Origin of the sequence: Natrinema gari JCM 14663 (genome assembly GCF_000337175.1) — an archaeon.
Taxonomy (GTDB): Archaea; Halobacteriota; Halobacteria; order Halobacteriales; family Natrialbaceae; genus Natrinema; species Natrinema gari.
This window is the reverse complement of sequence record NZ_AOIJ01000061.1, coordinates 18,603-38,491: the sequence shown is the minus strand read 5'-3', so window position 1 is coordinate 38,491 and position 19,889 is coordinate 18,603. Positions and strand designations below refer to the sequence as shown.

At 60.6% G+C, this 19,889-nt stretch carries 27 protein-coding genes and 3 pseudogenes; 20 read left to right on the top strand and 10 right to left on the bottom strand.

Annotated elements, in window-relative coordinates; all coding sequences use genetic code 11:
* Window positions 1-231: 231 nt before the first annotated feature.
* A complete protein-coding gene (locus C486_RS14435) occupies window positions 232-1,386 on the bottom strand; it encodes an NAD(P)/FAD-dependent oxidoreductase (RefSeq protein ID WP_049910596.1) in 1,155 nt (384 codons plus the stop codon).
* 198 nt (window positions 1,387-1,584) lie between these two features.
* Between C486_RS14435 and C486_RS14430 the strand changes: the two genes are divergently transcribed.
* Window positions 1,585-1,929 (top strand): cupin domain-containing protein, encoded by a 345-nt coding sequence (locus tag C486_RS14430; RefSeq protein ID WP_008457332.1) that lies wholly within the window; start codon window positions 1,585-1,587, stop codon window positions 1,927-1,929.
* Window positions 1,930-2,073: 144 nt separating this feature from the next.
* Here the strand turns inward: C486_RS14430 and C486_RS14425 are convergent, their stop codons facing one another.
* Window positions 2,074-2,862 carry a 2-amino-3,7-dideoxy-D-threo-hept-6-ulosonate synthase gene (locus C486_RS14425; RefSeq protein ID WP_049910595.1) on the bottom strand — a complete coding sequence of 263 codons (789 nt, stop codon included), beginning with the start codon at window positions 2,860-2,862 and terminating at the stop codon, window positions 2,074-2,076.
* A 189-nt stretch (window positions 2,863-3,051) separates the two neighbouring features.
* Here C486_RS14425 and C486_RS14420 point away from each other — a divergent pair, with 189 nt between their 5' ends.
* The 3 genes from C486_RS14420 to C486_RS14410 all read left to right on the top strand — a co-directional run bounded on the left by C486_RS14420 (window position 3,052) and on the right by C486_RS14410 (window position 5,491).
* On the top strand, window positions 3,052-3,852 hold the full coding sequence (locus C486_RS14420; RefSeq protein ID WP_008457330.1) for an electron transfer flavoprotein subunit beta/FixA family protein: 801 nt from the start codon (window positions 3,052-3,054) through the stop codon (window positions 3,850-3,852).
* Entirely contained in the window at window positions 3,849-4,820 is a 972-nt protein-coding gene (locus C486_RS14415) for an electron transfer flavoprotein subunit alpha/FixB family protein (protein ID WP_008457329.1), read from the top strand. Before C486_RS14420 ends, C486_RS14415 begins: the two co-directional genes overlap by 4 nt.
* 395 nt (window positions 4,821-5,215) lie before the next feature.
* A complete protein-coding gene (locus tag C486_RS14410) occupies window positions 5,216-5,491 on the top strand; it encodes a MarR family transcriptional regulator (protein WP_008457328.1) in 276 nt (91 codons plus the stop codon).
* A gap of 651 nt (window positions 5,492-6,142) precedes the next feature.
* Here C486_RS14410 and C486_RS20315 read toward each other — a convergent pair.
* Window positions 6,143-6,683 (bottom strand): annotated as a pseudogene (locus C486_RS20315) (IS6 family transposase); the annotation flags it as partial.
* Between the two features lie 484 nt (window positions 6,684-7,167).
* Here C486_RS20315 and C486_RS14405 point away from each other — a divergent pair.
* Window positions 7,168-7,377, top strand: a complete 210-nt coding sequence (locus tag C486_RS14405) for a hypothetical protein (protein WP_008457326.1) — start codon at window positions 7,168-7,170, stop codon at window positions 7,375-7,377.
* A gap of 84 nt (window positions 7,378-7,461) precedes the next feature.
* Here C486_RS14405 and C486_RS22370 read toward each other — a convergent pair.
* A pseudogene (locus C486_RS22370) lies at window positions 7,462-7,629 on the bottom strand (cell division control protein Cdc6); the annotation flags it as partial.
* A gap of 211 nt (window positions 7,630-7,840) precedes the next feature.
* On the opposite strand from C486_RS22370, the gene C486_RS14400 reads away from it, so the two are divergent.
* The 6 genes from C486_RS14400 (at window position 7,841) to C486_RS21380 (ending at window position 11,072) form a co-directional block, all read left to right on the top strand.
* A complete protein-coding gene (locus C486_RS14400; protein WP_008457325.1) occupies window positions 7,841-8,275 on the top strand; it encodes a hypothetical protein in 435 nt (144 codons plus the stop codon).
* Window positions 8,276-8,515: 240 nt separating this feature from the next.
* On the top strand, window positions 8,516-9,373 hold the full coding sequence (locus C486_RS14395) for a GNAT family N-acetyltransferase (RefSeq protein ID WP_008457324.1): 858 nt from the start codon (window positions 8,516-8,518) through the stop codon (window positions 9,371-9,373).
* A 211-nt stretch (window positions 9,374-9,584) separates the two neighbouring features.
* Window positions 9,585-9,971, top strand: a complete 387-nt coding sequence (locus tag C486_RS14390) for a hypothetical protein (protein WP_008457323.1) — start codon at window positions 9,585-9,587, stop codon at window positions 9,969-9,971.
* 74 nt (window positions 9,972-10,045) lie between these two features.
* Complete coding sequence (locus C486_RS14385) at window positions 10,046-10,396, top strand: hypothetical protein (RefSeq protein ID WP_008457322.1); 351 nt, start codon at window positions 10,046-10,048, stop codon at window positions 10,394-10,396.
* A 65-nt stretch (window positions 10,397-10,461) separates the two neighbouring features.
* Window positions 10,462-10,875, top strand: coding sequence for a hypothetical protein (locus C486_RS21385; RefSeq protein ID WP_049910594.1), 414 nt, complete (start codon window positions 10,462-10,464; stop codon window positions 10,873-10,875).
* Window positions 10,876-10,883: 8 nt separating this feature from the next.
* Entirely contained in the window at window positions 10,884-11,072 is a 189-nt protein-coding gene (locus C486_RS21380; protein WP_008457320.1) for a hypothetical protein, read from the top strand.
* Here the strand turns inward: C486_RS21380 and C486_RS21375 are convergent.
* Window positions 11,063-11,221, bottom strand: a complete 159-nt coding sequence (locus C486_RS21375) for a hypothetical protein (protein ID WP_155945791.1) — start codon at window positions 11,219-11,221, stop codon at window positions 11,063-11,065. The two genes, C486_RS21380 and C486_RS21375, sit on opposite strands and share 10 nt — an antisense overlap.
* A 207-nt stretch (window positions 11,222-11,428) precedes the next feature.
* Here C486_RS21375 and C486_RS20300 point away from each other — a divergent pair, with 207 nt between their 5' ends.
* From C486_RS20300 to C486_RS14340, 8 genes and pseudogenes are all read left to right on the top strand, one after another.
* Window positions 11,429-11,635, top strand: a complete 207-nt coding sequence (locus tag C486_RS20300; RefSeq protein ID WP_081704378.1) for a hypothetical protein — start codon at window positions 11,429-11,431, stop codon at window positions 11,633-11,635.
* Window positions 11,636-11,798: 163 nt separating this feature from the next.
* Window positions 11,799-12,077: a ubiquitin-like small modifier protein 1 gene (locus tag C486_RS14370; protein ID WP_008457318.1), complete on the top strand. Its 279-nt coding sequence runs from the start codon at window positions 11,799-11,801 to the stop codon at window positions 12,075-12,077.
* Window positions 12,078-12,144: 67 nt separating this feature from the next.
* Window positions 12,145-12,354 (top strand): hypothetical protein, encoded by a 210-nt coding sequence (locus C486_RS14365; RefSeq protein ID WP_008457317.1) that lies wholly within the window; start codon window positions 12,145-12,147, stop codon window positions 12,352-12,354.
* Window positions 12,355-12,444: 90 nt separating this feature from the next.
* Window positions 12,445-13,239 carry an AzlC family ABC transporter permease gene (locus C486_RS14360; RefSeq protein WP_394295335.1) on the top strand — a complete coding sequence of 265 codons (795 nt, stop codon included), beginning with the start codon at window positions 12,445-12,447 and terminating at the stop codon, window positions 13,237-13,239.
* Complete coding sequence (locus tag C486_RS14355) at window positions 13,229-13,549, top strand: AzlD family protein (RefSeq protein ID WP_014865618.1); 321 nt, start codon at window positions 13,229-13,231, stop codon at window positions 13,547-13,549. The genes C486_RS14360 and C486_RS14355 overlap by 11 nt, the downstream gene beginning before the upstream one ends.
* Window positions 13,550-13,610: 61 nt before the next feature.
* Window positions 13,611-13,871 carry a hypothetical protein gene (locus C486_RS14350; protein WP_008457314.1) on the top strand — a complete coding sequence of 87 codons (261 nt, stop codon included), beginning with the start codon at window positions 13,611-13,613 and terminating at the stop codon, window positions 13,869-13,871.
* Window positions 13,872-14,260, top strand: a pseudogene (locus tag C486_RS14345) (hypothetical protein).
* A 109-nt stretch (window positions 14,261-14,369) separates the two neighbouring features.
* The gene (locus C486_RS14340; protein ID WP_008457312.1) at window positions 14,370-14,822 is read left to right on the top strand and encodes a pyridoxamine 5'-phosphate oxidase family protein; all 453 of its coding nucleotides are present in this window, start codon (window positions 14,370-14,372) and stop codon (window positions 14,820-14,822) included.
* A 47-nt stretch (window positions 14,823-14,869) separates the two neighbouring features.
* On the opposite strand, the gene C486_RS14335 is transcribed toward C486_RS14340, so the two are convergent.
* Both C486_RS14335 and C486_RS14330 read right to left on the bottom strand, forming a co-directional pair.
* Complete coding sequence (locus C486_RS14335) at window positions 14,870-15,019, bottom strand: DUF7560 family zinc ribbon protein (protein WP_008457311.1); 150 nt, start codon at window positions 15,017-15,019, stop codon at window positions 14,870-14,872.
* Window positions 15,020-15,174: 155 nt separating this feature from the next.
* Window positions 15,175-15,834, bottom strand: coding sequence for a helix-turn-helix domain-containing protein (locus C486_RS14330; protein WP_008457308.1), 660 nt, complete (start codon window positions 15,832-15,834; stop codon window positions 15,175-15,177).
* A 244-nt stretch (window positions 15,835-16,078) separates the two neighbouring features.
* Between C486_RS14330 and C486_RS14325 the strand changes: the two genes are divergently transcribed.
* Window positions 16,079-16,465 carry a winged helix-turn-helix domain-containing protein gene (locus C486_RS14325; RefSeq protein ID WP_008457306.1) on the top strand — a complete coding sequence of 129 codons (387 nt, stop codon included), beginning with the start codon at window positions 16,079-16,081 and terminating at the stop codon, window positions 16,463-16,465.
* Between the two features lie 143 nt (window positions 16,466-16,608).
* Here C486_RS14325 and C486_RS14320 read toward each other — a convergent pair whose 3' ends face one another.
* From C486_RS14320 to C486_RS14310, 3 genes are all read right to left on the bottom strand, one after another.
* Window positions 16,609-17,205 carry a type IV pilin N-terminal domain-containing protein gene (locus tag C486_RS14320; protein ID WP_049910593.1) on the bottom strand — a complete coding sequence of 199 codons (597 nt, stop codon included), beginning with the start codon at window positions 17,203-17,205 and terminating at the stop codon, window positions 16,609-16,611.
* A gap of 247 nt (window positions 17,206-17,452) precedes the next feature.
* Complete coding sequence (locus C486_RS14315; RefSeq protein WP_008457302.1) at window positions 17,453-19,378, bottom strand: aldehyde ferredoxin oxidoreductase family protein; 1,926 nt, start codon at window positions 19,376-19,378, stop codon at window positions 17,453-17,455.
* Between the two features lie 215 nt (window positions 19,379-19,593).
* A complete protein-coding gene (locus tag C486_RS14310; RefSeq protein WP_008457300.1) occupies window positions 19,594-19,779 on the bottom strand; it encodes a DUF1328 family protein in 186 nt (61 codons plus the stop codon).
* Window positions 19,780-19,889 lie beyond the last annotated feature (110 nt).

Below are 19,889 nucleotides of genomic sequence, written 5' to 3'. Positions count from 1 at the left end.
ACATCCGATACCGCGGACGGACGCGAGGAATAGAGCGACGTTCACGGAATCAGAGGACCAGCGCAAGCGTTGGGCGACAACCAGTCGGCATGTGCAGGCACCACTGGACCAACGTTCAAACCTGACATTGCGGACTGATTCCTCTACTCGCAGCGAACACAGGCCATAGATCGTCTCAAAGCATGCGGCCGTCGACAGACCTACAGGGGAAAAGAGTTCGCCACCGCTGTCTCAGTCAATAACTGTCCCCTCTTCGAGCCGTATTCCCCGCTCGAACCGGTCGGAAGTTAGCGACGAAATGTCGATGAGTGACGTGGACCCATCGACGATGATCTCGGCGACAAGCTGTCCAGCCGCCGGTGATTGCATGAACCCGTGTCCAGAGAACCCAGCTACGACGACTAACCCAGGGATCGTCTCCTCGATTATCGGATGGTGATCAGGGGTCACCGAATACAGACCGGCCCAGCCCTCTTTCACTGCCGTTTCTGGACCGAAGTACCCCGCGACGTCGGAGAGCTCTTCGATCACCTGTGCGGACCAGTCGAGCGACACCTGCTTTGAGAATCCGTCCGGACTCATATCTGGGTCCGCCTCGTTGAAGTGCCCTCCACAGACGACCGATCCGTTTCGCTCTGGACGGAAATGGACACCACGGTCTTGGTCGATCGTGAACGGCACGGAGCCGTCGACCGCCGTGTCCGGGTCGGCCACCATCAGTTGTCGGCGCTTTGGCGAGATTGGGAGGTTGACACCGGCCAACTCCGCGACTTCGGCGGCCCAAGGGCCTGCGGCATTGACCACGTAATCCGCATCGAGCGTGGTCTCACCGGTCTCGACGGCAGTGACACGACCGCGTGCGTCCCGAACGATGTCTACCGCCTCGGTCTTCGTTCGGATGTCGACTCCCGACTCGTCCGCCGCCATCGAAAACCCTTGAAGAGCGAGGTGCGGGTCAGCAAAGCCGTCTGACGGGGAGTACGAAGCTGCAACGAAGTCCTCTTCATACAGTTCCGGGCAGAGCTCTGTCGCTTCCGCCGGAGCAAGCAACGTGCTGTCGACGCCGACCTCGTTCTGTTTCCTGACGTTTTCCTCGAACCGTTCGGCCGTGTCTTCGTCCCGCGTCAAGAACAGATACCCCGGACGCCGGTACGCGATGTCGGTGTCGAACCTCTCCTCAAACGTCTCCCAGACCTCCATACTTTTCATCGAGAGCCTGGCGCTTACAGGTGAGGAGAACTGCGCACGTATCCCTCCGTTGGCGCGGTCCGTACTCCCGTTACCGAGATTCCCTTTCTCGAGAAGCGTGACCTCAGCCCCGTTTTGGCGGAGGTAGTATGCGGATGCAATACCTATAATGCCGCCACCAATCACTACGACTTGCACAGTCTATGTCTGAACTACAGGATTAAAAATATTTGCTAGATCTTCCCGTGTGTGAGTGTGCCATCGATCGTTCAGTGCCCACCGACCCAGATCAGTTGCTCGTGACGGCCGCCGGTCCGACATCGGTTACCTGTGGTGGGACGACATACTGTGCCGAAAATATTATAACTATTGTACGGTACACTACTACTGTCGGAGATGAAAGCCACTACCATAGAGAACGCGGAAACGTACGAACCTGAGGAGGGCTGGCAGCGCAAATCGTTGGCGGAGAGCGACCGGTTTTCCTTCGAGTGGTTCGAGAAGCCGCCGGGCCACTCGTCGCCAATGCACGACCACGAGAACGAACAGGTTTGCATCGTGCTCAAAGGCGAGTTAACCATCTATACGGAGGATGACGAAGTCACGCTCATGGAACATGACGCCGCACAGCTCGAATCCTGGGAGGAACACCGAGTGGAAAACACCGGCGACGAACTAGCGATTGGACTTGACGTGTTCGCGCCTGGCCGGAGCTTCGACTTCTGGACTGACAGAGAGTAGCTCGTCGGCAACGAGTCGGCGATCCACTTTCACGCTGTAGACTGCCGAGATATTGGGCTCGACGGTCCGTGAGACCGCCGTGGTTTCAAGCAGTACGCTTCGAGAGAAATCGGTCAAACAGCACCCGCCGGGATCCGACCGTCGTTACTCGGATAAGCCGGCGAGGTCCATCGCGTTCGGGACGGTCGTGTCGTCGTGAACGATGGTTGAAACTCCGCGAGCCATCGCCTCCGGATCGTCGTGCTGGAACACCGACCGTCCCATGGAAACGCCCGCCGCGCCCGCGTCCATCGCCCCACGGACATTCCGTAGCATCTGTCGGTCGGTTTGCGGGTCGCCGCCAGCCATAATGACGGGAATGCCGACTGCATCGGAGACAAGTTCGTACGTCTCTGCATCCCCGGAGTAGGCGGTCTTCGCGATGTCCGCGCCCATTTCCTCAGCGATCCGCACTGCATGTGCCAAGTTCTCAGCATCGCGTTCGTCAACGTCGGGGCCCCTCGCATACGTCATAGCAAGTACCGGCATCCCGTACTCGTGGGCCGTTTCCGTGACCGATGCCAAGTCTTCCAGTTGCTGAGGCTCGTGGTTACTCCCGATGTTTAGGTGCATTGAGACCGCGTCCGCGCCAGCGCGGATCGCCTCACGTACTGTGCCGGTCATCCGCTTGTCGTTTGCGTCCGGCCCCATGGTCGTGGACGCGTTCAGGTGGATGACGTAGCCTTTCCCGTTCTTGTTTGAGTGCACCCGGTTGGCGAGACCTTTCTGTGTCAGCACGCTGTCGGCCCCACCGCGCGTCACCGCGTTGATTGTCGATTCAATGTCCTTGAGGCCGTTCGTCGCCCCGATCGTGATCCCGTGATCCATCGGGATGTTAACCATCTTTCCGTCTGTCGAAATGCGTTCCAGTCGTGCGGTCAGACCAAGTGTCATGTATCTATGCCGGTCCAACAGGAACTTAACTCATTTGACTTCGGTAGCCATTGCCAAACCTTTATTCGTGAATGATAGGTTCATTCGTCCCAACTCCAGTGGGGCGTTCACCAGTCAGGGTTGCGCTTCCAGTTGTGACGACCGTACAATTCAAGTTGCTATACGACAGTGTCCTGGATGGAGTCACAAATGAAAGTTCTTGTCACAGTCAAAGAGGTGGCTGTCGTTCAGGACGGCTTCGAGATCGCCGGCACGGAGATTGACGATACCTACCTCAGCTACGACCTCAACGAATGGGACAACTACGCCGTCGAGGAGGCCGTTCAGTTGGCCGAGGCCGGCGACGACGTAGAAGTCGTCGCGGTCACCATCGGTCCAGAACGCAGCGAGGAGACGATCCGGGCCGCACTGGCGAAGGGAGCGGACCGCGCGGTGCGCATCTGGGACGACGCCATTGCGGACGCCGAACTGCTCGACGTGGAGACCAAAGCTCAGTTGCTGGGCACCGTCGTGGAACGGGAAGAACCCGACCTCGTGCTGTCGGGCGTACAGGCTAACGACGACAACTTCGGCGCAACCGGGGTCGCACTCGCTGAGGAAGTCGGCTTCCAGTGGGCGGCAGTGGTGAACGCGCTCGACACCGGGAACGTACTAGAGGAGGGCGTCGCATCGGTCCGCCGGGAGTTGGAGGGCGGCGTCGAGGAGTTGACTGACATTGACCTCCCGGCGGTGCTCACCATCCAGACAGGGATTAACGAGCCGCGGTACGCGAGCTTGCGCGGGATCCGACAAGCACAGTCCAAGGAGATCAGTACATGGACGATCGGGGATCTGGGCCTGACCGAGGACGTTGCCGAGTCCAGCCTCAACATCACCGCGATGTACAAACCCGAGAGCGAAAGCGATGCGGAGTACTTCGACGGCGACGCCGACAAACAGGCCGCACAGCTGGCCGATATCCTCCGTGACAAGGAGGTGGTGGCGGAATGACAGTCTTCGTCGTCGCCGACCACCGGCGTGGCGATCTCCGCGACGTATCGTTCGAACTCCTGACGGCGGGCCGCGAGCTCGCGGACGCCGCCGGCACCGACCTGCATGCGGCCGTCATCTCCGGAGACACAGACGCGTTCGCGGACAAGCTGAACCGTGAGGGCGTCGACGCGATCCATGTTGTCGACTACGGCGAGGAGTTCAACCACGACGTGTACGCGCAGGCGGCGACTTCGCTCGTCGAAAACTTGGGGGTGGACTTCCTCGTCGTGCCAAACAGCGTGAACGGTCTCGATTACGCGCCCGCCGTTGCTTCCCGGGTCGACTGGCCGTACGTCTCTGATGCAGTCGACCTCGGCTACGTGGACGGCACGCTCGAAATCACACGCGAAATGTACGGATCGAAGGTTGAGACGACCGTTGCGATCGATGATGGACCAGTCGTGGTGTCCATCCGCGGCGCAGAGTGGCCGCCCGCCGAGGGGGACGGCGACGCCGTGGTTTCAACATTCGACGCGGATATCGATGAGGACACCGTTGGCTCGACTGTAACGGGCTTCGAGGAGGCCGATGGCGGCGATGTCGACATCAGCGAGGCGGAGTTCTTAGTCTCCATCGGCCGCGGTATCGAGGAGGAGGAGAACCTCGAGCTCGTCGAGGAGCTGGTTGATGTTACCGATGCAATATTATCCTCCTCCCGGCCGGTCGTTGACAACGGCTGGTTGCCGGAAAACCGACAGGTTGGCCAATCGGGTAAGCAGGTGGCACCGGATGTCTACCTCGCGATCGGCATCTCGGGTGCCGTCCAGCACGTCGCCGGCATGAAAAATAGCGACACCATCATCGCTATCAACACCGACCCTAATGCACCGATCTTCGACATCGCCGACTACGGCATTGTCGGCGACCTCTTCGACGTCGTCCCCGAACTCATCGAACAGTTCGGAGGCACTCCACCGGACATCTGACCGTACGATACTGGCTGTGGTGTGGCCAAGGTCCTGTCGTTGGACATTTTGAATCTGGTGGTTTGTGCGCCTGCTATATCTCCACAGCTGGACGTGCTTCTACACGCTGCTCGGTAATTAGAAGAAGACGTTTGAGGAGGTGAGGCAGGCTCCCGACCCTACTTAATTGTGTATCTATGCAGGTGGGTGAAATACGTGCAGGATGGTAGCATGAGTGTCCCCGATGGGATTCAGAGTGGTTCTAAGAGAAACAACGAATCTGGTGCTCTAAAGAGGCAGATCCGAGGCAGCGCGACTTGCCAGTCAAAGGCGGGAACTTCGTCGTGGGACGATGCCGATGAGAATATCGCCTCTGGGAAAAATTATTTATACTATATTGGTCATCCCAATGAACGATGGTTAGAGGTCAAAAGCAGTCGATCCAGAGTCCCTTTTCCACGAGGACCGAATCCACGCTTAGAGACGAAGCTCCCAGTACGAAGTTGGTTGCGTACGTGCTCAAAGAGCAGGACGATCTCACGATAGACGGTCTCAGCCAGTGCACCCTGCTCCCACCCCGGACGGTCCGGTACGCATTACAGCACCTCGAGGAAGCTGAACTCATCGATACCGAACAGTGCCCGACAGACGCCAGACGGAAAAGCTACTGCTGGAGAAGCACGGACGAGTGAGAGTCGAACGTCCGAGTGACACGTGTCGTGTCGGATTTGAAGTCGCCAATTAGAGGTTACACCGCGGTGGGTACGCTTGAAGGGCTTTTGCGCACAGTTGTCTGATCAGTCACATGCAACTCTTCGTCACCCTCTCACATATAAACGTACGTATATTTAGGGCCATGATACCTGGTATCACGGTTTCCGATCCGCAGGAGATTCCCCGTTCGGACGCCGAACTACAGGCCAATAGCCGGCCCGTCGGAACCGGATAATGCCTATCCCGCTCCTACGGGACCTCACGCCGATCGAGGATCCGCGATCAATTACAGTCGTATGATTGTAAATAGTCCTTGCTCGGGGGAACTTATACGTCTCGAATATCACAGAAGGTTAATCACAAGAGTTTCACAGTAGTGCTTCCAGCCCCAGAAACGGTCAGTGTAACTCTAATGGACAGTGATATGAATATACCTATATGTCTCCCGTGTGACTATCAGTTTCTTCTCTGTGCTGCGATCGACAACAGAGGTTGAAGGGTGAAAACGGACCAATAATGATGGGTGAGTCGTCTCATCTGTTTGAACTTGTTCTTCATATTTTTATGATGCGTCTCGGCAGTCGTGTTCAGATTAGCTGATTCCATGCGAAGGCGAACGACCTAAGAAACTAATTAGAAGTTTCTTCGAAAGCATTGATAGAGAAGTTTGAGAAAGATGTAGTTCGATATTCTACATTATAGGAGATATGTTCGACACTGTTCCGGTTTCCATGTCGTTCGTATCTGAAATCGAGGCTATGTCGCTGACAGGTATCGTTCAGTGACTGGTCTCCATCGACGAGAAACACCGCATCATCGCCGTCGTGTTTCTCGCGTAATTCCGTGGAGAACCACTAGCGATGGCCTTGTTTCTTGTCGGCTCAAGCTTTGTATGGGGCAATTCATTAGACACTGTATCGACGGCTGCGTACAACCAGTACTGTTCATCGCCGAGTCGGATCACCGTCTCGTCAACTGCAACGTGATCCGGACTCCGGCAGGAAGTGGGCTGGAGATCTGCCTTGTGAACCCAGTGATGAACAGTCGATTGAGCCCGTTCAACACCGAATATATCGAGATTCCCTACAGTATTTGAAGGCGATAGCTTAGCAAGATGGAGCTGAGTACTGAGCTCATCAACAGCTGCGGTGTTTCCTCCGCTCCACAAAACCCAAGTCAATCTAGCCGTGGGATTCCCGGCGAAGGGTAGAAGGCTCAGTACAGGGCACGTAGTTAGCAGACAAGATATATAGTAGAATGGTTAAAACACACACATAATGGACAATAAATCAGTCATCGTACGCCTCAATCTGATCATCGCACTTTTGCTTAGCAACCTTGTGCTGCTGCTTAGCTTTATTCTCCCTCTGGAACTGTTTCTTATGGGAGGGACTTTAATTGTATTCCTCAGTCCTATACTGGCTGTGCTACTAATCCGGCGTCTTCGATAAGTTCGTAGACCTACTGAACAGTTGATTCAACACAAAGAACCTAAAAGAAAGTCGATATGCTACATCTATCCTCTCTATTCGGCACGCGACTGCTACCAGAATCCGGACAGGTGGGGTCCGAGCTTGCTGAATATAGGGCACGTCTCGAGTGAGTCGGGGCTGGTTGATTCGTTTTATGTGACTTGCCTTCGAACCAAACCGGTATGGTCATGTCAACCGAGTCAGCGTGGGGAAAGATTGCTGAGGAGTGCGTCCGGGAGTATCAAGATGCAGTCGTCTACGGCGACCGCCAACAGGAGGTCGTTCTCCACGACGGTGCCCTCCGGTTATTGATGAGCGGGTGGGTCGAACTCCCGTCGGGTCGTCTGCTTTCTCCTGATGCCGTCCACCACGTCGACCCCGCCCAGGAGTAAGAGCCATAGACCGTCATCGCCTGCTAGATACAGCTTCTATATTCAGCACGCCCTCCTCAAACGATCAGTAGTTGAGGGGTTCAACAGAGCTATATTCGCAGGCTGACCGCCCTTGATGACGGGCTGTAAGGCCGAAATATACTGCTGTAGCTCTTCATCGCGACCGACAATCTCCTCTGGTTGATAATCTTCCCGAAGGATTTTTCGCTCCTGAAAGATATCCGTGTCAGGCTGGGACAAGCCCGTAGTGATCTTGCCTTAGCGTATTTGGGAACGAACACAATCTCAGCATTGTCGCGGATCGCTTGGTTGTCCGGGTCCGATTCGTCTACGTCGTCATCTCGAGGCGGGTGGCTTCGTTCTGGTTCACGCAGGACAGCGATATCCGCATTCTCCGCCTTGATGACGATCATCCGTCTAACTGATTAGTATAGAGCATGAACCAGACCGACACGATTCAACGATGTCCTCCACCGTTCAATCGAGACTGGCAGCGTATTTTCCGGATCGCTCGCCGACGTGGATAGACCTCCTGATCGGCATCCTGACTGGTGTTGAGATCGGTCCAGATATACTATCTCCCGCGACGATATCGTGGCCGGCAGCAGTTAGCGGCTTTCTGGTGTTCACTATCGCACTCGGTCCTGGGTCCAACTCGTCGCTCGGCAGATGGGTTAGTCAGTGGTTTCGAAGCATTGGCATTCTCCGTCGGGTTGTCGTGATCGTTCTGTTTGCTCTCACCGTCGGCATTGTATCTCGTTTTGATGCCGTGCCCAATGCACAAATCGCCGACGCCGCGTCTGGGGGTCTTTTAGCTACTTTCCTCTACCTGGTCACGTATATTGTGTGGGCTGGAGGGGTATCGGACTGGGAGAGTAACCGAGAGAACGGCAATTGAGCACCGTTCCAAGTTCTAGAGCAGCGCCGAGGACCAAGTAGGTACACCGTCTCAACCATCCGCCTGAGGCGTACTGAATATGCACACCGAATTGATCGGAGATTACCCGGGCGCAACGGGCACGAATGCGGTTCGAAACGGTTCGAGAGCGGCGAGCAATCGGTCGCTTCGATCTGGCGGGCCACGAGCGGCGCTCGATACGGGTCGCATACTAATACCGGCAGTCGGTGGCGAAGTCGTATGAGCATGTATCCGACGGACTCGTTCGAGACCGACATCCAGCGGCGCGTCTACGAGTACGTCGAGCGTAACGGTGCCGTCACGCCGGCCGAACTGGCCCGCTCGATCGAGATCGACGACGGCCGCGCACACTCGAAGCCCGCCCGGTCGGGGACCTACACCGACACGATCGCACCGGAGCCGGACGAACTCCGATCGTGTCTCGAGGCGCTGGAAGCCGACGGCTATCTGACCGACGTCGACGGGAAATACCGGCTCGCACTCGAAGCGACGACGACCGACGTGGACTGCGAGGACGGCGTCGTCACCATCCGGCCGGCCCGCGAGGAGGACCGGGAGGGCGTCGTCGAGACGATGCGGACGGTCGCCGACGACGGGACGTATGTCGTCGCCGAGAACGTCGCGACGGAACTCGAGCGCGAGTCCGCGCTCGTCCGGGCCAACGAGGAACGCTCGCGGGTTTTCTTCGTCGCGGTCCGCGGGGAGCGGCCGGCAGACGAGGAGACGGCAGCGGGCGAGACGGCGACCGATAAGGCGACTTCGGACGACGGCGACGTGGTCGGGTGGTTGCACGTCGACGCGCCCGAACACCCGTCGCTTCGCCACACCGCGGAGGTGACCGTCGGCGTCGATCCCGCCGTCCGGCGACAGGGGATCGGCTCCGAACTGCTCGAGTACGGCCTCGAATGGGCCGCGGATGCTGGCTACCAGAAACTCTATCAGAACGTCCCCGCGACCAACGAGGCGGCGATCGAGTTCCTCGAGGAGAACGGCTGGGATCGCGAGGGCGAACACGAGGGGCAGTACTGTCTCGACGGCGAGTTCGTCGACGAGATCATGCTAGCGACGTGGCCCTGACTCGAGCGCCGACGGGAAACGGGTATCCCGTCCGCCCGCCCCGCCACGGGTGGGCCACCGCATGCCGTCGTGGGTCCGAGCGGGACACGAAGCTGCCGGGCTGCTGTCTCGACAGTCAGCCAGTTGCTGACACGACTGCGGAGTGGTGTCTCGCCGGCGTCCCGAGCGAATCCGGACCAGCTTCTTGCCGGACTAGCCCATACTGACGCGTATGAAGGAACTTTCCCTCGGCGTTCCGGAACCGATACTCGACCGACTGCCGGCCGACGACGAGACCGTCGCGGCGGACATGCAAAAGGCAGTCGCGGGCTGGGAGACCCAGTGCAATCGAATCCTCGAGGAGGCCGATGACAAACGCGAGGCCGCCGGGAAACTGCTCGAGGCGATCGATCGGTTCGAGGAGCGGTACGAGACCTACGACGCGTTCGTCCCGGAACTGCGGGCGTGGGGACAGTCGCCGATCTACGCCATCGCGTGGCGGACGCTGTACGCCGACGTGATCGCACAACTGCACGCCCACGACGACCTGGGCGAGCACCTCGACCGGGAGCGGAACGCGCGGCTGGTTGAGGACGGAATTCGATTGCAGGACCTGTAAGCGTCCCCGACCGCCGTCCCGGCCGCGCGGTCCGCGAGCCAAGCGTTGAACTACCGTGCCGGACTAGCGGAGGTATGGAATTCGCTGTGTCCCGGACGGGAACGACGCTGGTCACGCTCCACGGCGGCTCGGAGACGACCGCCAGTGACGAGGCGACGGCGATGCTCGCGGACACGTTCGAGACCCTCGCCGCCGAGGGAGCGATCGCCGACTGGGAAATCGGAGACACGGACGTCTACGAACACCCGACGGGCCCGTTCGATCCGTACACGATCGCACTCGAGTTTTCGGTGACGGTAACCGTGGCGGCCGACGACGCCGCCGACGCGGTCGAGAGCGGCGCGAGCGCGATCGACGCAGCGCTCACCGATACCGACGTTGACGTCGTCTCGTACACGTCGTCGCCGACGGCGTCGGCGGTCTGAACCGAGTCGGCCCGGTCGTCGGCTCGACCTCGTAGCCGACTGCGCCCGCGACCTCGCCGGTATCGGTGACCGTCAGCGACACCTCGAAGCCTTCAGACATCGCACTCACCTCCGTCGTGGACGTCCTGCCACCAGTTCCCGCGGCGAGACGGCGGACAGGTGTAGCCCTCGCGGACATACTCGGCATAGAGTTCGAGCATCCGCGCGACGGCCTCGCGGTCGGCTCCCTTGTGTTCGGCCTGCGAGAGTCCCTCTTCGAGGTTCGTACGCAAGACCACGAGGTCAGCGCCGAGAACGTTTTCGTCATCCCCTTCCCCGTCACCGTCGGTGTCGTCTTCGAACTGCTTGCGGTCGCGCTCCTCGATTTCGGCTTTCTGCTCTTCGGTGAGTTCGCCCCACTTCGCGCCCGTATCCCATATGGGTTCCAGCCGAACAGTGTCGTCACCTCATCAAGCCGCTTTTTGACCTGCTCTGTGTAGAACCGGGCTTGCTCGATGTCGCTCATCTCGAGAGCCTCGCCGCGCTCCAACGCGATCTTGATCGCGGCAGTGTGCTCAGCCAGCTGGGCGACATCACTCCGGGTGGACTCGCCGGAGTGTCGGAGCGCTTCCACGAGCCAGTCACGGGCAAGGGATTCGGCCGTCTCGGGATCGACGCCCTTGACGGTCATCGGTAGTCCTCCGAGAACTCCGCATCACCGGAGATGCAGCAGTCGGCACACGGGAAGCCGTCGTCGAACTTCGCACACTCGCCACAGGTGTCTTCATCGGTCGATTCGACCGCCGTGCCGGAACCCTGAAGTCCGGCGAATGTCTGCATTGACATGCTTCGGTGATCTCCAGCGAAGCACGGTCGGGCGTGCTCCAACACGCCCCGGCCACCTTCTGACCAGTGTCCCGCGCTTCTCAGATATATCTATGCAGTGCTTCTGCATTAAGAGTTTGCATATGGGTGAATGTTTGCACATAGGTGATTGTCAAAGGCGGATGGAACGGTAGTTGGAAGTAGATGTGTGCAGATAGGCAAACTAAGATGGCACGGACGCGGGCACTCCTCACAGAGCGCGACCGAGAATTGCTGGCCGAAGAGGATGGAGGTAACCGTCGGTATCAGGCTATCTCAGAGATCAGATCACGAATAACGGAGGAAATGGAAACAGATATAGAGATATTGAGGGAAAACCACCCGCAGCTTCTCAAGGAGTTGCGCGAAATCGTCTGTGAAGATAAATCGGGATGACGGACCGGATTCGACCGAACTCTCTGATATTGGACAAGTATCTGGACTCGTTCTCGGGGGCGATCGGAGCATCTCAGAGAGCGACTGATTATCGGAGTGCAGTGCTGAATAGAATCACCGTGCTTTCAACTACTGTTATGTCGTCCGGACACGAGTAGCGAGTATGGAAATCGATCTCCGGTTCTTCGCGACGTTTCGGGACGCCGTCGGGGAGAAGGAGCGAACGCGCACGGTCACCGACGACGCGACCGTCGGCGATGTCCTCGCTGCCCTCGAACACGAGTACGACGGCCTCGAGGGACAGTTGCTCGAGGACGGGGCGATCCGAGCGCAGTTGAGCGTGTTGAAAAACGGTCGCAACGTGGTCCACATGACGGGCGTCGACACGCCGCTCGAAGCGGGCGACGTCGTGTCGGTGTTTCCACCGGTCGCCGGCGGGTAACGCCGGGGGCGCGGCTCGTGCCGCTTACACCCCGGCTATTTTTAGCAGCACAGGACGAGTCGCAGGTATGCTCGATGTGGTCGTCGAACTGGTGGCCGAGTTGGGGTTCGAATGGCTCCTCGAGCGCAACGACTGCCGTACGCTGACCCAGCAGTTTTGTCTGTTCTTGGGGCTTGTCTTCGGGTTGATGGCGGTCGCTGCCGCCGTCGTCAGCGGGCCGGCGTACGGCATCGCGGTAGGACTCGTCGCGCTCGGACTGTTCTACATCGGTCTGTGACCGACGATCGGTCGGGCTCGGGGTCGGCTCTCTGTGGTGTTCGGCGGCGATTTCGGGAACGCTTTAGGCCTCGTTCAACTCGACACGAACGTGACGGGAACCGACGGGGACGCTGCGGAGTACGACTCCGGCGGAGCCACCGCTCATCCGGACGACGCGCCGGCCGGCGAGGCCTCGACCGAGACGAGCGACGGGGCCGAGACGATCACGTTCGACCGATCGGGGATACGGGCCGGCTTTCTGACCTGTCTCCCGATCGCGCTCGGCGTCGGCGGATACGGAATCGCCTTCGGAATGCTCGCTCGTCGGGCCGGGCTGAGCGTCGCCGAGTCGGCGTTGATGAGCGCCACGGTACTCGCCGGTGCCGCCCAGATCATCGCCGTGGAGCTCTGGACGGATCCGATCCCGGTCGCAGCGATCGTTGTTGCGACGCTCGCGATCAACCTGCGCTACTCGCTGATGGGCGCGGCGCTGGGCCCCTGGCTCGGCCGCCTCTCGCCATTGCGGAGCTACGGCAGCCTCCTGGTGATGGCCGACGAGAACTGGGCGTTGACGATGCGCGAATTCCAGTCCGGCAGCGGCCGAGGCGCGTTCCTGCTGGGAACCGGTATCGCGATGTGGGTCTTCTGGGTCACGTCGACGATTATCGGGGCGGCCGCCGGCGGCGCGATCGGCGATCCGGCCAGCTACGGTATCGACTTCGTCCTCGCTGCAGTCTTCGTCGCGCTCGCCGTCGAACTCTGGGAAGGGCGGTCGACGCTCGTCCCGTGGCTGGTCGCGCTCGCAACTGCCGTCGTCGCCGCAGCACTGGTCCCCGGCCAGTGGTATATCCTGCTCGGCGGCTTCGCGGCCGCCGCCGTCGAGGTGGTCCGCCATGATGGGTGAGCGGGCCCTCGAGCTCGATCCGCTGGTCGTCGGCGTCGTCCTCGCGATGGCGCTCGTGACGGCAGTGACGAAAGTCGGCGGGCTCTGGCTCCTGCGCCGAATCGAGGTGAGCGAACGTTTCGAGGCGGGACTGTCCGTGTTGCCGGGTGCGATCGTGATCGCGATTCTCGGGCCGGAGCTGGCGGCCGGCGGCCCGGCGGAGTGGGGCGCTGCGGGCGTCGTCTTGCTGGTCATGTGGCGGACTGAGAGCATCCTGCTGTCGCTGTGTAGCGGCGTCGGGACCGTGGTCCTGTTCCGTGCGATCGTGTAACGCCACTGCGTGGCGGTCCCGAGGAACGCGAATTTATCCGTTCGGGTTCCCAACGACTGGTATGGGAGCTCGTATCAAGCGTTCCTTTCGCGGCATCTCTGAACGGCTCGTCGGTCGCTATCTCACGAATCTGGGCGGTGAACGTATCGCCGAGGACACCATCGTGGGCGACGATTGGACGGCGACGGTTTCCTCCGAGTCGGTCGCCGTCGGCCCCTCGCTGACGCTGACCGAGGTGACGATCGTCTTCGAGGGCGATGAGGATACCCTCGAGCCACTCGTCGAGCGGTTCGCGCAGAAGGCGATGCGTGCGGGTGGATAGATGGTGGACCAGCCGATCGAGGGGCAGGTGCTCGTGCTCATGGCCGCGAAGGCACCCGGTTGCCCGAGCTGCTCGAGCGCGCACAGACGGTGCTCGCGCCGAAACGCGACCGGTACCGCCGGGAGCACGAACGCCTCCACGCGACCGCCGACCGGGACGTGTTCCTCGTCGACCACGGTCACTGGACGGAAATCGGCGCGGCGGTCGGTGGAAGCGACCGCGAGCTGTCGGCGATTCGTCGCGCACACGAAGAGCAGTGCCTGCGGCTCGGCCGCCGAACGGGCCGGGAAAGCGAGTTCGAGACGGCCCTCGAGATCCGGGACCCGGTCGTAATCGGGACGAGCGGGAGCGAGGCACGCAGCGACCGACACGGGTCCGACTTCGAGTGACCGGAACGGCGACGGCCCGACGCGGGACGCCATGGAACCGCAACGGCGGTCCTCGCGGTCGATGACAACTATAAAGATCGTGTTTCACCTTTTAGGAACCACCCAGACGATGGCTATCGACCAGGAAACCGAGATGACCGACGCGGAGATCGACGACTTCCTCAGTCGTCACGAGACGGGGGTGTTGTCGCTCGCACGCACGGACGAACCCTATGCGATTCCGATCTCGTACGGCTACGACGCCGACGATCGAGCGTTCTACATGCGGATGGTATCGACGCCGGAAAGCGAGAAGCGCCAGTTCCTCGAGTCCGAACCCAAAGCGCGACTCGTCGTGTACGATGAGGCCGACTCGGCCTACCGGAGCATCATTGCGACCGGCTCCCTCCAGAGCATCGAGCCGTCGGCGTTGACGCCCGACGAGATCGCCCAGTACGGTGATGCAAAGCGGCCGCTGTTCGAAATCTGGGCCGATGGAAAAGACGCGCTGGACATCGAACTCTACCGACTCACCCCGGCGACGCTCAACGGACGGCGTACGGAAATCAACCGCGAGGAGTGAACGCGGAGACCGAGACGCAAACGGGAGCGATTGCTAGGGGAACGAGATCAGTTCGTCTGCTGCTCCGCGACGAACGCCGATGACGTGACCGACGCCCCACAGACCGGACAGCCGTGTGACAGCGTGGCCTCACGCATCGATTCGTTGACCTCGATTTCCTGCCCGCACTCCGGGCACGTGAACTCGTATCTACTCATGTCAGGGGTGAGCCGCGTGAAACTTCGCCTGTCTACCGTATAGCTGTGTGTCCAGTATATATAGGGTTGCGGTTCGGTTCCGGTTCCCTATAGGACCCGTTACGTTCATAGGTCTCGAGCCATCGCGCCCCGAGTCCGGGCTCGGCGACTCACCGCTACTCGTGATCGAGAATCGCGTCGAGCAGTTTCGTTTGGGCTGCCGCGAGATGTTCAGTGAACGTCGTCCCGGTGATTCCGAGTTCGTCGGCGACTTCGCCGGCGTTGGCCCGCTTGGGGTGATCGAAGTAGCCCATTCGGTGGGCCGTCTCGAGGACTTCGGTCTGGCGGTCGGTCAGCGTACTCCGGTCGACGAAGACGAGGTTGCGGTCGTCGTGATCCTGTTGGGACTGCAGCAGTCGCTGAACATCGAGGGTCGCGTAGCGCTCGCGCAGGTCGCCGATGACGGCCTGGAGCGCGTGCATGTCCGGTGCGTGAAAGGTCAGGAACAGCGCCGCCCCCTGCGTGCGGATGTCGACTACCGGGCAGTCGTGTGCCTCGATACACTCGCAGGGGCAACCGCACTCGAGGTCGCGCTCGTATCGGTAGACCGCACTCGAGCCGTAGGAGAAGATCGGTGACAGTGCCGCGTCGACGTCGAACTCGTCGGGATAGCTGTCGGCCTCGAGCATGAATTCCTCGGTCATGCGGTCGGGCGCGGACGGGTTGATACTCCGCGAGACGGAGTTGACCCGACCGTCCGTCTCGGCCGAGACCTGCGCGACGACGCACTCGGACGGGTCGTCGATCTTCACTTCCGCACGAATCCCCGAAACCATTACTCACTGCTGGGAAGGCAGGCCCCCTAAACCCTGTGCCCGTGACCGCGAGCGGGTCGAGCACGAGGCCGGGACGCGAGAGGAGTGCCACACCGCGGATCTCACGACCGGCCGTCGGGTCCGATCGTCCCTCGAAAAAACACGCAGGGTCAACTGATCCGGAATACGTGACCCTATATAAAGGCCCCTGTATTTATTGGGAGTCATTACGAGGGGGCTGGGTCGATATTAGAAGATACAACAGATGTCCGCTACGAACCCCGACGCCCGGAAACACGGATGGCAAGCCGACGAATCAACCGATCCGAAGGCAGTCCTCGCCGCACTTGACGACGACGCCTGTCGAGCCATCCTCGAGGCGACGACCGAGGAGTCCCTGACGGCGACGGAGGTTTCCGAGGAGTGTGACATTCCGATGTCGACGGCCTACCGAAAGGTCGAGATGCTGACCGAGGCCGACCTGGTCGACGAGCAGGTCCGGATCAACACCTCCGGCAAGCACGCGACCGAGTATTCGAAGAGTTTCGACGACGTGCTCGTCTCGATCGACGACGGCAGCGTCGCAATCGAACTGACCAAGCCCGACGCCGAGGCCGACATCGGATCGACCTACGCCGTTGCCGACGACTGATTCTCTGTCTCGCCGTGCACTCCCGTCGCCAGCACTGGTCCGTTCGGAGCGTCGCGGACGGGAGACGGACAGCCTACTCGACGCTATTCGAGCACCGTTCCCGCATCAACAGCCGCGGCGAGGCTCGAGCGGCAGCCGGGGCCCTACGCGACGATCCCGAGCAGGTACATAGCCGGCCGTGGGCCGGGCTGTGAGCCCAACTCAAGGACGAATGTGGCGATAACTGCTGCGATAATGACGGTAACCAGAACCATGAACAGCACCGGAAGGAAGAGCGCGGCGATCGCAGCTTTTCCGGTCGAAATGTCGTGAAACGCCGACAGGGCTTTGATCTGCAGGTAGAGGCCGTACAGTCCGAGTGCGATGTTCACCAGGGGAACCCACCACAAACCGTACCGAACGACGGTCGGGAACGCGTACGCTTCGAGCGTTTTCGAGACGCCGCGCGCACCGAAGAGGTACGCACACCCGTGGGCGAGCAACGCTTCGATGAGTCCCTGTATCCAGTACACGACGCCGATTCCGAGAAAGAGCACCAGACCGATCGCCGCATCGGTCGGTGACGTGATGTTCAATACCGCAGCGAGCACCCCGATCGGCAGCATGACGGCGAGATACGAGAGCAGCATGAACGCGATCGGGTAGGCGATCCCGTGGTTTTCGTTGTACGCCGAGAAGAACGTTCCCGGGTCCTTGATCATGTAGCTGTTCACTCCCTTCCATTCTTTCAGTAGGCTCATACGAGCAGATATGAGTCGGATTATAATAATGTACCGGAACACTACATTCAACAAGTATCAGGCCACTAACCAGCATATACGATATAACGTGTATGACTAGTAGAAATAACCAATATTAGATAGGTGGTCGACATGAGAGCGATAGTTTCGTCCCAGACGGTCGTCTCGAGTGGTGTGATCGGCAGTCACCCATCCGTGACACGCAGACCGAGATGGACGCCGAAATCCGAACGGTCCCGGACTCGAGTCAGTCGTCGCTCGATGCAGCCGCACCGCCCTCGATGCTGACGCCCGTCCCCGGCCCGAGTTCGATTCCGAGTTCGTCGAGTTTTTCGTCAGGGACGACGCCGTCGACCCAGCCGCGGTGGTCGTAGTACTCGTCTTTCATCTCGGCGAGTTCGCAGTACTCGCCCTCGCTGGCACCCTGACCGCGGATACCGTCCTCGAGGAAGCGCGCTGGCAGCGAGTCGTCGCTCCCGTCGAAGCCGTTGAGGTTGTTGTAGTACCGCTCCAAGTTGTAGATCCGTTCGCCGGCCTCGAGCAGTTCCTCCTCGGTGACATCGCGGCCGGTCATGCCGTTGTACTGCAGGACGTACTCCTCGATGCCCTCCGCGAAGGCGTTGAACTTGCAGATGTCGAACGAGTCGCTGATGGCGTGGAGGTCCTGGAACTGAGCGGTGAGCTCGCCTTTCCCCTCGTACTCGTAGGGGTCGACCTTCTCGGGGATCCCGAGGATTTCGGCGGCGGGAGTGTACCCGCGCAGGTGGCAGGCCCCGCGGTTCGAGGTGGCGTAGCCGATGCCCATCCCCTTCATACAGCGCGGGTCGTAGGCCGCGATGGTCTGACCCTTGACTGCCAGCGAGTTGTCGTGGGCGTCCTTGCGGTCGGCGACGCGGCGCGGGCCCTCGGCCAACAGGTCCGCGAACTCGTCCTCGCGGCGGGCGATCCGCTCGATCATCTCGATCATGGTCTCGGTGTCGCCCCACTCGAGTTCGCCGACGCCCTCGAGTTTGCCCTCGTCGGTCATTTCCATAGCCATCGCCATCATGTTGCCCCCGTCGATGGTGTCGATGCCCATGTCGTTACAGCGCTCGAGCATGAGCGCGATCTTGTCGCGGTCGGTGTGGCCGGAGTTCGGGCCGAGCGCGTACGCCGACTCGTACTCGTAGGACTCGGTCCGGACGTTCATCTCCTCGCCTTTGTGCATCGCGGTCACCTCGACTTCCTTCTTGCAGGCGACCGGACAGGAGTGACAGGTCGGCTCGTCGACGAGGATGTTCTCACGGACGTTCTCGCCGGAGACGCGTTCGGCGTCGATGTCGACGCCCTCCGTGTCGCGCATGCTTTCGGTCGACGTATACTGACCGTTTTTCGTCGGGAGGCCGTCCATCTCCTCGCCGATGTTCATCAAGACGTTCGTCCCGTACATCGAGAGGCCGCCCTCGTTGGGCGCGGTGACCTCCGACTCCTGGATGGCCTGCATCGCCTGCTGGTGGCCTTCTTTGAACGTCTCCGGATCGGCCGGCTTGGGCATCTCCGTAGTCGATTTGATGACGACCGCTTTGAGGTTCTTCGACCCCATCACGCAGCCGGTGCCGCCCCGTCCCGAGGCTCGGTCGTCCTCGTTGATGATGCAGGCGTACTTGACGCCGTTCTCGCCGGCGGGTCCGATCGCCATCAACGAGAGGTTCTTGCCGTACGACCCCTCGAGTTCCTCCTCGAGTCGGTCCCGTGTCTCGTGGACACCCGCACCCCAGAGATGGGAGGCGTCCCGGAGTTCGACGGACCCGTCCTCGACGTAGGCGTAGACCGGGTCGTCGGCCTCGCCCTCGAAGCACAGTCCGTCGAAGCCGGCCCACTTGAGCCGGGCTCCCGACCAGCCGCCGTGGTGACTGTCGGTGACGGTCCCGGTCAGCGGCGACTTCGTGCAGACGGCGATCCGACCGCTCATCGTCACCTGCGTGCCCGACAGCGGGCCATTCATAAAGGCCAACAGGTTGTCGGGACCGAGCGGATCGACCCCCGGTCCCTGGTCGAAGACGTACTTTACCCCGAGCCCCCGCGCACCGATATACTTCGCTGCGTCCTCGTCGTCGATCGACTCGTACGCGATCTCCCCGTCCGAGAGATCGATGCGGGCGACCCTGTCCTGAAATCCGCCGAGTGCTGTCATAGTAACCGTTCGTTCTTGTATACGGCCGCCATCGTGTTAGTCGTTCTCAGCCGTTCGCAACCGGAACCGGTTACGTGATCGACAGCGACTCGAGGCGGACGGTCGGCCGCGCCGGCACGTACTGCGGAACCGTAACCGGCAATGGTCGCCCGCACGAGCCAGCCGCTGGTCGAACGAGCGGTCCGCCGACCCCGATTTCGCTCGGAGCGGGGTGGTTACAACAACAGCGCGATCACTGCGAGGATGATAAAGACCAGCACGAAGATCCGTTCGATCTCCATCGAGATCCCGGCAACGCCGCGGGCACCGACGGCGGCGACGATCACGAGGAGCAAAAAGATGAGCGCCAAGTACAGGTACTCACCGCCGCCCATCTGCAGCGGAGGTGCGAACGCGAACATAGCACCGCTTCCCACGACGAGCCATATAAACCTCGGCGACCGTCCACGAGCGGTCTCGATGCTACGGCGCGGGGACAGGTCTCGAGCCGTGACAGTCACTGTGACAGCGA